We start from the raw sequence: 12,328 nt of genomic DNA on the forward strand, positions 1-12,328 counted from the left end.
CACGAACGTTGACACTACCTCCGCGGAACGGTCGACTGTTCGGCGTCGGGCCCCATGTTCAACAAGTACTACCAGGACGAGCTATCCTACCTGCGCGAGCTCGGGCGCGAGTTCGCGCAGGCGTACCCCGCGATCGCGCCGATGCTCGCCGAGCGCGGGGCGGACCCAGACGTCGAGCGGCTGCTCGAGGGCGTCGCGTTCCTGACGGGGAAGATCCGGCAGAAGCTCGATGACGAGCTGCCCGAGGTCATCCACTCGGTCGCGTCGCTGCTCTTCCCGCACTACCTGCGGCAGATCCCGTCGACGTCGATCGTGGAGTTCACGCCGCTGCCGAACGTGGTGCGCGAGAAGCTCATCGTCGCGAGGCACGCCGAGGTCGGGTCGGTGCCGGTCGACGGGGTCTCGTGTCGATTCCGCACGACGCAGGACGTGGAGCTCTTGCCGCTCACCGTGGAGGACGTGCGCGTCGAGACGGGCGCGCAGCTCGCGCAGTCGCTGCGCATCGAGGTGAAGGTGACGGGCGGCGCGGCCCTGGCGGCGCTCGCGCTCTCGAAGATCCGCTTCTACATCCACGGCGAGCGCAGGCTCCAGGACGACGTCCGCGTCTGGCTCGGCGCGCACGTCGACTCCATCGCGCTCTGCTCGGTCGACGCCGCGGGCCGCGACACCACGCTCGCGACGCTCCCCGCGCGCAACGTGAAGCTCGTCGGGTTCGACGAGGACGAGGCGCTGATCCCCTACCCGCCCACGGTTTACCCGGGCTTCCGCCTCTTGCAGGAGTACTTCACGCTCCCGCAGAAGTTCGCCTTCTTCGAGGTCCAGGGCCTCGAGGTGATGCCCGCGGACAAACTCACGGACAGGTTCGCGATCCTGATCCAGTTCAAGGACGGTCTGCCCGCGGGGACGCGGCTCTCGAAGGACAACTTCCGGCTCTTCTGCTCGCCGGTCGTGAACCTTTTCGAGCACTCGAGTGATCCGATCAAGCCGGATCCGAGCAAGTACGAGTACCTCGCTCGGCCCGCGGGCTCGACGCCGGTGGCCTACGAGCTCTACAGCATCGAGAGCGTGATCGGCATCGCGCGACGCACGAGCCAGCGCGTGAAGATCCCGCCGTTCTTCTCGTTCGAGCACGAGCTCGATCCCGAGGCCTCGGCGCGCGGCGTCTTCTACCAGACGCACATCAAGCCTGCGTCGGTCGGCGACGGCATCGACATCTACGTCTCGTTCGGCTCGGCGCAGGACGGCGCGGCGATCCCGGAGTTCGACGTCATCAGCATCGAGGCGACGTGCACGAACCGGCGCCTGCCCGCGCAGCTCAAGGTCGGCGATCTGCGCGTGCCGACGGCGACGTCGCCTGCGGTCGCGAGCTTCACGAACGTCACGGGCGTGACCGCGCCCTTGCCTCCGCCGATGGGCCGCGAGCTGCAGTGGCGCGTGCTCTCGCACATGGCGATGAGTTATCGATCGATCACGGAGCTCGACGTGCTCCGGTCGATGCTGGAGATCTACAACTTCCCCGCGCTCGTCGATCGTCAGGCGGCGCGGGCGAACCAGCTCCGCATGCAGGCGATCAAGTCGATCCGCGTCCGCCCCACGGATCGGCTCTACCGCGGCGCGCCCGTGCGCGGCGTGGCGACGGAGATCGAGCTCGACGAGGGGGGCTTCGCGGGTGAAGGCGAGATGTACCTCTTCGCGAGCATCCTCAACGAGATGCTGGCGTCGTACGTCTCGCTCAACTCCTTCACGCAGCTCAGCGTCACCGGGACCAACACGCGCGTGGTTTATCGATGGGACCCGAAGAGCGGCAGCCTGAACCTGATCTGAGCGGCGGGGCGGCCCCCGACGCAGCGTTCGCGCCGTCGCCCGATCCGGAGCGGCAGGCGAAGGCGGCGATCGCGGCCAAGATGGCCGAGCTCGAGCACAGCGCCCGTCGCTACTCGTTCTTCCGGCTGGTCTACATCCTCGAGCGCCTCTTCCCGGGCAGCGCGCCCGTGGGCCAGCTCGGGCCCGTCGCGAACGAGCGCATCCGCCTGCGCGCGGACACGAGCTTGATCTTCGCGTCGACGGACGTGAGCGAGCTCAAGAGCACGAAGTACCCCGACGAGGTCGATCGCGCGCGTATCACCGCGGGCTTCCTCGGGCTCTACGGCTCGGTCTCGCCGCTGCCGACGTATTACGTCGAGGACCTCGCGCAGGACGACTACCAGGGTGGTCCGCAGCCGAAGCGCGAGTTCCTCGACGTCTTCAACCATCGCCTGCTGTCGCTCTTTTATCGAGCGTTCACGAAGTACCGGCACTCGGTCGGTTACCGGAGGAAGGGCGACGATCCGTTCACGCGGCGCCTGCTCTGCGCGGCGGGCGTCGATGGATTCCGCGAGCACAAGAGCCCGCTGCATCGGTTCTTGTACCTTCGTTACGCGCCGCTGCTCGCGACGAAGAGCCGCAGCGCGCGTGGGCTCGAGGTGGTGCTGAAGGACATCTTCGGCAGCATGGGCGTGGACATCGAGCAGTTCGTCGGTCACTGGACGCTGCTCGAGAAGCCGCTGCGCAACAAGATGGGCGTGGCGAACCATCAGCTCGGCGAGAGCCTGACGATCGGCCGCTGGGTCTACGACGGGACGGGGCGCTTCAAGATCAAGCTCGGGCCGCTGAAGTACGACGAGTACATCTCGTTTTTGCCCGGCGGCTCGAACCGAGCGATCCTCAAGGCCACGGTCGACACGCTCACGCGCGGCGCATGCGACGCGATGCTGGAGCTGCACGTGGCGACGGAGGACGCGCCCCGCTTCCAGCTCGCGTCTCCCCGCGCCTCCACGCTCGCGCGCACGACGTGGCTCGGCGGGCCGGTCGGTCAAAACTTCGTGATCGAAGTACCGCTGAACGACAAACCGCAGAAGACCGGCCAGGGCGACGACGAAGAGGAAGAACGCCTCGACCCGCCGCCGCTTCCCTACTAGGGGGGCTCCGGTCGGCCCGACCAAAAAGCGATTTTTCGCGATGCGAAAAATCGCCGGGCCTTCCTCTGCCCCCCTAACCCCCCGCGCGCTCGTTTCAGCTTCACTTCGTTCCGCTGCCCCGAGCGCTTCGGCCTGACGCCTCGTGCAGATCCTTCTGGAACGCGCTTCTTGCCCCCTCTCCCGCGAGGGTCCCGCGAGGGAGAGGGGGTTGGGGGTGAGGGAATCGCTCAGTACACGAGCATGCTGCGCAGCGCCGTCGCCATCTCGTCGGCGACCGACTCGATGTTCTCGCCGTGCACCACCTGCACCAGCAAGAGCCGGTTGCCGCTGCGGATCAATATTTCGTGCGCGTACGAATGGTACGCCGGCTTCGCGGGGACACGCGTCTTCACGATGTAGCTGCGCGCCTGCGCGTTCGCCGTCGCCACGGGCATGCGCCCCGCGAGGATCTGCGCGCCTTGCTCCTCGCAGTCGCGCTCGTAACGCTTCATCACGTCGGGCCACGTGTCCTCGGGGTGATCGATCCGCTCGTAGATCGAGAAGAGGAACTGGCGCGGCGACTGGTACGAGATGAAGCGCTGACCTGGCGAGTAGTCGGCGTCGCGCACGTACCAGTCGATCGGGCGCGCGAGGCGCACGTCGCCGTCGAGGACGCCCACGCCGACGCGGCGCGGGAGGCGCTCGTTTTCGTCGGCGTTCAGCTTCGGGAAGTAGACTTCGTAGCTCTGGTTCTTGTCGATGACCCCGCTGCCGTGCAGGTAGAACACGTCGTCTCGTTGCGGCGCGGTGGGCGAGCCGCCGCAGCCGAACGAGACGATAGGCAGGGTCAGCGCGCCCAGCGCGAGGGCCAGGCGGGTGACAGAACGGAGCGAGGGACAAGAGAGGTCGACGGGCCTCATCACGGTTAACTTAGGATACCCTGGTCGCCGGGCCAAATGATCGCTCATGAGTTTGGCCATCTCGCCGAGACCGTTGAATGATCGACCCGGCTGTGGACAAGATGATGCCAGGATCCGACGTCGCCCGCGCGACGCCTGGGGAGTACACCGTGACGTATCTCGCAGAACGTAGTGTCCTTCTATCCCTCGCTCTCGCGCTGAGCGGCCTCGGCTGTGTCGGGCTCGAGGCTGGCATCGACTATCCGAGCGACCTGCCGGCGCCGGACGAGCACCTCACCTCCCCCGAGGGCGAGGCCGATCCGAGCGTCTCGCTGAACGGCTTCGTCATCAAAGACGAGGTCTGCAAGGGGGTCGACACCCACCCGATCACGCAGAAGCTCGGCCCGGAGGACTTCGCGCGTTACCTGGAGACCCAGGGGATCAAGCTCGAGCCCCAGAAGGCGCGCGACAACCTCTACTGGTTCGACTTCCCCACGGGCGAGAAGAAGGAGGGCGAGCCGCAGCCGTTCTTGCGCCTCCGCCTCGCGGTCCTCGACGACCACTTCGCGGCCACCCGCGACCTGCAGGAGTCGCTCCTCGATCACGGCCCGGGCTGGTGGGGGCTGCGCCGCTCGAACCTCGCGGTCCTGGCGCCGAAGACGAGCCTCTCGGAGTCGGTCGCCTTCGCGCTGAAGCACAAGCTCGTTTGCTGGGGCATGTTCGCGTACACGGGCACCGACGACGTGTACGCGGTCCCCGGTCCGTACACCGAGCTCTGAGCGCCGCAGACAGCCGACGCGGACGACGCGCGCGGATGTGGTCCGGACGCGTGTCGTTCACGTAGACTCCAGGCATGCGCTTTCGGCTCGCCTTCGCCCTCACCGCCCTCACGACCGCCCTCGGCGCGTACCTCGCCGCCTGCAGCTCCGAAGACAACATCGAGGATCTCTGCGGCTGGCTCGGCGACGAGAACAACTGCTACCGCCAGTTCTACGCCGACATCACCACGACCTGCGGCACCAAGGGTCCCAACTCCGCGCGGGATGGCTCGTTCCTCAAGCGGGACAAACTCGACACGTGCGTGCTCGACGGCGCAGAAGGCGGGCAGGTCGTCTTCGATCCGCCCCTCGACATCGCCACCGACTTCCCCGTCACGACCGCGTCCTTCGCGATGATCCGCGGCGACGGCACCATCTGCGGCGCGGCGGCGTTCGGATCGGACGGCGCCATGGCCCTCTCGGTCGAGGCCGTGAGCGTCGACGAGAACGGCATCGTCACGCCCCTCGGCGACGGCGGACTGCCGGACAGCGGAACGAGCTGCGTCGACAGCACCGATCCCATCTGCGGCGGCAGCTTCTCGGTCAAACCCGTGACCGAGCGCGAGATCGTCGACGTCACGTGCAGCACGGCCACGCGCAAGGAGTCGCACCGCTTCAACCGCCTGCAGCTCGCCAAGTGCGACGGCACCAAGGACAACGCGCCCGACGAGGCGAACGTCGCCGCGCTCTTCCCGCGCGCGGAGTTCGAGTCGAACCCGGGCGGCGTCGCCCTCGAGGGGTACGTGCTCTTCCGCGTCTTCTTCCCGCCGGCGACGGGTGAGCTCGAGGGCGCCCAGCCCGAGGTCGTCGAGTACTTCCGCTGCCGCATCCCGAGCGCGCCGAACACCTGCGCCAACGGCGTGCAGGACGAAGGCGAGCCCGCGATCGACTGCGGCGTGCTCTGCGGCAAGGGCTGCTGCAACAGCGACCCCTGCTACATCAACTCCGACTGCGAATCGGGCGTCTGCTCCGCGGTCGACGGCGGCATGGGCATTCGCCGCTGCATCGGCGATGGACCGATCTGCACGCCGCCCGCCCCGGCCCCGGACGCGGGCACGGACGGCGGCTGATTCGACGGAGCACGCGCGTGAGGCGAACCCACCCTCACGCGCGCGTCGCTCGGATTCAATCTTCAGGACACGAGTAGTTTGACGACAAACGTCGTGCTGCCGAGGCGCAGCCGATCGTTGTCGCGGAGCTGGCGGCGATCGCCGGGCACGAGCTTCTGCTCGTTCAGGAAGGTGCCGTTGCGCGAGTTGTCGTCCTCGACGAACGCCTGGCCCGTCGCGGGATCCGCGTGGATCGTGGCGTGCCTCGACGACGTGCTGCCGTCGGAGACCGCGATGTCCACGCCGCTGTCGCCGCCGCTCCGGCCGAGCTGCGTGCGGCCGCTGTGGATCGGCCAGAAGCTGCCGCTCGGGTCGTTCTGGAACGTCACCAGAAAACCCACGAGCACGCGTTGCCCCGACGGCGTCACCACCGGCGGCGCGGCCGCGGGGCCCGAGAGCGAGCCCGGCGAGACCATCTGCGGCGCGACCACCGGCGGCGGCGCGACCCCGCCACCGAGCCCGCCCGGCGTCACCATCGGCGGCGGCGCGACCATCGGCGGCGGCGCGACCCCGCCGAGCTGACCCGGCCCCGTCAGGCGCGGCGGCGCGGCCGGCATGCCGCCCACGGCCTGCGGCATCATCGCCGGCGCGACCATCGGCGGCGGGCCCATCTGCGGCACCGCCATCTGCGGCGCGGCCATCTGCGGCGCGGCCATCTGCGCCATCGGCGGCGCGGCCATGCCCTGGTTGAACGTCGGCGCGGGCTGCGCCATCGGTTGCGCCATCGGCTGCGCCATCGGTTGCGCCATCGGCTGCGCCATCGGCTGCGCCATCGGCGGATTGGCGAACGAGGGCACCTGCGGCGGACCCATCGGCGGCGCTGCGAGCGGCGCGTTGCCGAACGGCATCCCGCCGCCGGGCGGCGGCGTCCCGAACGACGGGGCCGCGGGCATCCCGGGCGGCGCGCCCATCGGCTGCTGCGGCGCGGGCTTCGGGGCCTCACGCGCCCAGGGCGAGCGCATCGGGCTGTCGTCGACGTCGCCCGACGAGAACGCGCTCGCCGCGCCCATCCCGCCTCCTGCCATGGGCGGCGGCGGATAGGCCCCGGGCGTGACGGGCGGCGGCGCCGCCATCCCGCCGGGGTTGATCTTCGGCGGAGGCGCGGGGTAGCCGCCGCCCATCCCCGGCGGCCCCGGAGGCGCGTAGGCCCCCGATCCACCCATCGGAGGCGGCGGCGCCGGCGCTCCCGCCCCTCCTCCCACGGACGCTCCGCACATGTTGCAGACCGTGTCCGTGTCCTTGAGCATCCACTGACAGCTAGGACAGGGCTTCATCCGCCCGCCACATTAACATTTTTGGCCGCCGGGGGAGCGCCCGCTCCGAAGGGACCGGAAGAGCCGCGCGATCGGCCACAAAAGACATCGGGGGTGATGCTTGGAGCACCACCCCCGACGTTCAGGACCGACAAACCAGGGTCAGTTGCTGCTGGCCGTGGGTTGCTTCTCGGCGTCCTTCTTCTCGCCGTCGCGGGCCTCTTCGGTCCCCTCCGGCGTCGGCTGCGGCATCGACTCGAGGGCCGCCTCGAGCACCTGCTCCATGCGGCTCACGAAGAAGAACTGCAGCTCGTCGACGACCTCCTTCGGCACCTCCTCGAGGTCCGCGCGGTTGCGCTCGGGGACGATGATGCGCTTGATCCCCGCGCGGTGCGCCGCGAGCACCTTCTCCTTGAGGCCGCCGATCGGCAGGACACGACCACGCAGCGTGATCTCGCCCGTCATCGCCACGTCGTGCCGGACCTTGAGGCCCGTCAGGAGCGAGACGAGGGCGGTGAACATCGTCACGCCCGCGCTCGGGCCGTCCTTCGGCATCGCGCCCGCGGGGATGTGGATGTGCAGGTCGCTCTTGTCGAGGAAGTCCTTCGGGATGCCGTACTTCAGGGCATTCGTCCGGACGAACGACAGCGCCGCCTGCGCGCTCTCCTTCATGACGTCGCCGAGCTGCCCCGTGAGCTGGAGCTTGCCCGTGCCGTACATGCGCGTCGCCTCGATGAAGAGGATCTCGCCGCCCACGCTCGTCCACGCGAGGCCCGTGGCCACGCCCGTGTCCGCCGTGCGCTCGGCGACCTCGCTCGTGTACTTCGGGGCGCCGAGGAACTCGTGCAGGTCGTCCTCGTTGTCGACGCGGCGCTTCTGCGTCTCGCCCTCGGCGACCTTCACCGCGACGCCGCGGATGACGCTCGCGATCTGGCGCTCGAGGGAGCGGACGCCCGCCTCGCGCGTGTAACGATCGATGATCTCCTCGAGCGCGCGATCGGTGACCTCGAGCTGCTCCTGCGAGAGCCCGTGATCCGAGAGCTGCTTCGGCAGGAGGTGCTGCCGCGCGATCGCGAGTTTTTCACGGCGCGTGTAGCCGGGGATCTCGAGGATCTCCATACGATCACGCAGAGGCGGCGGGATGGGGTCGGCCGTGTTCGCCGTGGCCACGAACATCACGTGCGACAGGTCGTACGGGATCTCGAGGTAGTGATCGGCGAACGTGTTGTTCTGCTCCGGGTCGAGCACCTCGAGCAGCGCCGCGGACGGGTCGCCGCGGAAGTCGTGCCCGATCTTGTCGACCTCATCCATCATGAAGACCGGGTTCACGGTCCCCGCCTTCTTCATGCCCTGGATGATTTGCCCCGGCAGCGCGCCGACGTAGGTGCGCCGGTGGCCGCGGATCGCCGCCTCGTCGTGCACGCCGCCGAGCGAGACGCGGTGGAACTTCCGACCCAGCGCGCGCGCGATGCTGCGCCCGAGCGAGGTCTTGCCGACGCCGGGAGGCCCGAGCAGGCAGAGGATCGGTCCCTTCTTGTCCTGCTTCAGCTTGCGCACCGCGAGGTACTCGAGGATGCGCTTCTTCACCTTCTCGAGGCCGTAGTGATCCTCGTCGAGGACCTTGCGCACCGCGGAGATGTCGAGGTTGTCCGTCGTCGACTGCGTCCACGGGATGTCGAGGATCCAGTCGAGGTACGTCCGGACCACCGTGTACTCGGCCGAGCCGACCTGCATCGTGCGCAGGCGCTTGAGCTGCTTCTTCGCGACGGTCTCCGCCTCGGTCGGCAGGTTCGCCTTCGCGATGCGGTCCTCAAGGCCGTCGAGATCGCCCTGATCGCCGTCGTCCTCGCCGAGCTCCTCCTTGATCGCCTTGAGCTGCTGGCGGAGCACGTACTCGCGCTGGTTCTTGCCCATCTCCTCCTTGATCTGGGAGTTGATGCGCTCGCGCATCTTGAGGATCTCGAGCTGGCGCGTGAGCAGGCGCAGGACCTTGCGGATGCGCTCCTTCACGTCCACGGTCTCGATGAGCTGCGCCTTCTCCTCGACGGGCGCGTCGAGGTTCGCCGCCACGAGATCCGCGAGCGCGCCGGGCGCCTGGATCGAGTCGATGAGCGAGCCCGCCTCGCGCGGCAGCTCCGGCATGAGCTGGATGACCTGCTTGGCGATGTCGCGCAGGCTCATCGCCAGCGCCTCGGCCTCGACGTCCTCCGTCGCGGGCTCGTCGATGCGGCGGATCTTCGCCTTCATGTACGGCGACATCGTCACGACGCCCTCGAGACGGATCCGCGTCAGCCCCTGCAGGATGAGCGAGTAGTTGCCCGAGCTGTGCTTGAGCGCCTTGAGGACACGCGCGGCACAACCGACCGGGTAGAGATCCTCGGCCGCGGGATCGTCCGTCGACGGATCACGCTGCGCGAAGATCGCGATCACCGGCCCGGGCAGGTTGTCGACGTCTTCGACGAGCGCGACGGACTTCTCACGGCCCACGTCGAACGGCGCGACGGCTCCCGGGAACAGCACGGCGTTGCGAATGGGGAGGACCGGGAGCTCGTCGCCGAAGACCACCTCCTCCTCGGAACGCGGCTGACTCGGCGGGTTTTTCTTTTCCGACATGAGACGATCTCCTCTACGAAGCTACCCGGGACGTCGAGCAGCTCCGACCGGCATCGGCGGCAATTTGCTGGACCCTACAGAGGCCAGCTCACGAACAGCGTCAATCGGTTTGATGCCCTCGCGAGGCCGGTGGAGCAAGGAAAGCTCGGACCGGGTCTCGGAGGCGGCGGTCAACGTAGACACGACGCACGGCCCATGCCAGGCCTCTCGCCGAGATTTCATCCGCCCTCGGGGGCCACGGGGGTGCCGTAGGGCTTTCTCCGAGGTCAACGAAGAGCTCGCCTCGGCTCGCTTCCACGCCCCGGGCGGGTACCATTCGCCCCTGCTGGAGGCCTTCCGCTTGCTCGATCCGGTCGTCGCGACGTTGTCCCTCGCTGCTCTCCTGCTGCACGTCCCCGCAGCGCCTTCCCTCGATCCCGGCCCGAGCCCCGCGTGCCCGAGCGACATGCGCCTCGTCGTCGGGGCACATTTCGACGAGGTCCAGCACCTCTGCACCGATCCCCGCAAGGACGCGAAGACCACGCATTGCTTCGCGTACTTCGAGGACCTGACGGCGGAGGAAGGGACGCGGACGGACATCCGCGTCTGCATGGATCAATTCGAGGCGCCGAACCGGCGCGGCGCGCGTCCGCTCGTGATGCAGTCGTTCCGCATGGCCGAGCGCTGGTGTGGTGAGCGGGGCAAGCGTGTCTGCACCGAGCAGGAGTGGGAGCTCGCCTGCGAGGGCGGAGAGCGCAGGCCACTCGCGTACGGCTGGGCGGTGAACCGGACGCAATGCAACAGTGACAAAGCGTGGCGCCCGTTCGACGCGCGGGCGCTCGCTGCGGGCGGCGAATCGGAGAGGAAGGAGCTCGCGAAGCTCTGGCAAGGCGCGACGAGCGGCTCGTACCTCGGCTGCGTCTCGCCGTTCGGCATCTACGACATGATGGGCAACGTCGAGGAGTGGGTGGCGACGCGGCCAGGACGCAAATACCCCGGCGCGCTGATGGGCGGCTTCTGGGCGAAGCCGTGGACGGGCTGCCGCGGGACGAACGACGCGCACGAGCCGACGTTCGAGTTCTACGAGACGGGCTTCCGCTGCTGCGCGGATCCGAAAAAGAGTGAGGACTAACCGCCGAGGATCATCCCCTTCGCGAGGGCGCGACCAGCGACGAGCTCCTGCGCGGACAGAGGCTTCCGTCCTTCGAGTTGCCCGCGCACGAGCGTGATCGAGCCCGCGCCACACGCGACCTCCACGCCCCATTTGTCCGCGGCGGTGATCGTACCGGGCGCGCTGAGCACGCCTTGCTCGGTGGCCACGCGCGTGGCGAGAACCTTGAGCCCCTTGCCCGCGCACGTCGTGAACGCGCCGGGCCACGAGGTCATGCCGCGGACGTGATCGTGCACCACGCGAGCGGGCTTCGACCAATCGATGCGCCCGTGCTCCTTCTCCAGCATCGGCGCCATCGTCGCCGCCGCGTGATCTTGCGGCGTGGCGACGAGCTCTCCCGAGACCGCGCGGGCCAGATCGTCGCGCACGACCTGCGCCGCGAGCTTGCCGAGCTCGACGTAGAGCTCGTCGGCGGTGGTGTCCTCTCCGATCGGGATCCGGTGCGTCGAGAACACCGGGCCCGTGTCCATGCCCTCGTCCATCTGCATGAGGCAGACGCCGGTCTCGCGCTCGCCGCCCACGATGGCCCAGGTGATCGGAGCGGCGCCGCGATACTTCGGGAGGATCGAGGCGTGGAGGTTCATGCAGCCGCGGCGAGGCGCGTCGAGCACGGCCTTCGTCAAGATGCGGCCGTACGCGATGACGAGCGCGACGTCGGCGTTCTGCTCCGCGATGAGGGAGGCGAAGTCGGGGGTCTTCACCTTGAGCGGCTGCTCGACGCGCAGCCCGAGCTCGAGCGCGCGTTGCTTGACGGGCGGCGCGCGTACCTCGAGGCCGCGACCCGCAGGACGATCGGGCTGGCAGATGACGAGCGGGATCTCGGCGATCTCGTGGAGCGCTTCGAGCGCAGGGACGGCGATGGCGGGGGTGCCGAAGAAGAGGGCGCGCACGGGCGGGGTGTAGCGCTTCAGAGCTGACGAAGGAAGTCGATGAGGGGCTTGAACTCGGGACGGGAGAAGTCGAAGACGCGATCCCTAGCTCCAGGGCCCAGTCGGGGGTCCTCGTCGCTGAGGACCGACAGGAGCGCGCCGATCCGTCCCTTGTCGGGGCTCTTCGCGCGGTGGCCCTGACCGTCCATGCAGGCGAGGAACCCCTCCACGCATGACTTCGGATCGACGTTCTTCGGATCGTTCGCCCACGCTCGCCAGACGAGGGACTCGATCTCTCCGGTGTTGCCGTCGCCGGATACGACGAAGAGGCCAATGCTGGCCTTTCCTTCTGCCTTCTTCGTCCATTGGCCGTGACGGATGGCCTGCTTCGTGATCCGCGTCAGCTCGGTTTCCAGCGATGTGCACGTGGCGGAAAAACTCTCGTCCGCGTCGACGATCACGCCGATGGCCTTCTTCTCGGCGAGTAGCTTGGGGTTCAGAAATGTCTCTAGCTGCGCGACCAGATCGGCCTTGCCGTTGAAGGGTTCGATGAAGACCCCCGCGTGGTTGCGGCTCCCCTTCTCGAGCGCCTCGGCATAGAACAAGAGATCGCTGTACCCCTCGACGATCAAGACACGGTCGCACGCCTTGAGCTTCGGCTTCTTGTCGCCCATCCACACC

Annotated in this window: 10 protein-coding genes; 5 read left to right on the forward strand and 5 right to left on the reverse strand. The window is 68.5% G+C overall.

The window, feature by feature from the left end; translation table 11 throughout:
• Positions 1-54: 54 nt before the first annotated feature.
• Together tssF and tssG are read left to right on the forward strand one after the other, a co-directional pair.
• Positions 55-1,824: a type VI secretion system baseplate subunit TssF gene (gene tssF / locus GF068_RS05255; RefSeq protein ID WP_153818136.1), complete on the forward strand. Its 1,770-nt coding sequence runs from the start codon at positions 55-57 to the stop codon at positions 1,822-1,824.
• Positions 1,788-2,957, forward strand: coding sequence for a type VI secretion system baseplate subunit TssG (gene tssG / locus GF068_RS05260; RefSeq protein WP_153818137.1), 1,170 nt, complete (start codon positions 1,788-1,790; stop codon positions 2,955-2,957). Before tssF ends, tssG begins: the two co-directional genes overlap by 37 nt.
• Positions 2,958-3,184: 227 nt before the next feature.
• On the opposite strand, the gene GF068_RS05265 is transcribed toward tssG, so the two are convergent.
• Entirely contained in the window at positions 3,185-3,856 is a 672-nt protein-coding gene (locus GF068_RS05265) for a hypothetical protein (RefSeq protein ID WP_153818138.1), read from the reverse strand.
• A gap of 77 nt (positions 3,857-3,933) precedes the next feature.
• On the opposite strand from GF068_RS05265, the gene GF068_RS05270 reads away from it, so the two are divergent.
• On the forward strand, positions 3,934-4,614 hold the full coding sequence (locus tag GF068_RS05270) for a hypothetical protein (RefSeq protein WP_240806602.1): 681 nt from the start codon (positions 3,934-3,936) through the stop codon (positions 4,612-4,614).
• A 74-nt stretch (positions 4,615-4,688) separates the two neighbouring features.
• Positions 4,689-5,723, forward strand: a complete 1,035-nt coding sequence (locus GF068_RS05275; protein ID WP_153818139.1) for a hypothetical protein — start codon at positions 4,689-4,691, stop codon at positions 5,721-5,723.
• Positions 5,724-5,785: 62 nt separating this feature from the next.
• Here GF068_RS05275 and GF068_RS05280 read toward each other — a convergent pair whose 3' ends face one another.
• Together GF068_RS05280 and lon are read right to left on the reverse strand one after the other, a co-directional pair.
• A complete protein-coding gene (locus tag GF068_RS05280; RefSeq protein WP_153818140.1) occupies positions 5,786-7,036 on the reverse strand; it encodes an FHA domain-containing protein in 1,251 nt (416 codons plus the stop codon).
• A gap of 141 nt (positions 7,037-7,177) precedes the next feature.
• Positions 7,178-9,628 (reverse strand): endopeptidase La, encoded by a 2,451-nt coding sequence (gene lon / locus GF068_RS05285; RefSeq protein WP_153818141.1) that lies wholly within the window; start codon positions 9,626-9,628, stop codon positions 7,178-7,180.
• Between the two features lie 340 nt (positions 9,629-9,968).
• Between lon and GF068_RS05290 the strand changes: the two genes are divergently transcribed.
• Positions 9,969-10,739: a formylglycine-generating enzyme family protein gene (locus GF068_RS05290; RefSeq protein WP_153818142.1), complete on the forward strand. Its 771-nt coding sequence runs from the start codon at positions 9,969-9,971 to the stop codon at positions 10,737-10,739.
• Here GF068_RS05290 and fmt read toward each other — a convergent pair.
• The gene (gene fmt / locus GF068_RS05295; protein WP_338046233.1) at positions 10,736-11,668 is read right to left on the reverse strand and encodes a methionyl-tRNA formyltransferase; all 933 of its coding nucleotides are present in this window, start codon (positions 11,666-11,668) and stop codon (positions 10,736-10,738) included. The two genes, GF068_RS05290 and fmt, sit on opposite strands and share 4 nt — an antisense overlap.
• A gap of 17 nt (positions 11,669-11,685) precedes the next feature.
• A complete protein-coding gene (locus GF068_RS05300; RefSeq protein ID WP_153818144.1) occupies positions 11,686-12,321 on the reverse strand; it encodes a DUF3226 domain-containing protein in 636 nt (211 codons plus the stop codon).
• Positions 12,322-12,328: the final 7 nt, after the last annotated feature.

The organism is Polyangium spumosum (assembly GCF_009649845.1).
Lineage (GTDB): Bacteria > Myxococcota_A > Polyangia > Polyangiales > Polyangiaceae > Polyangium > Polyangium spumosum.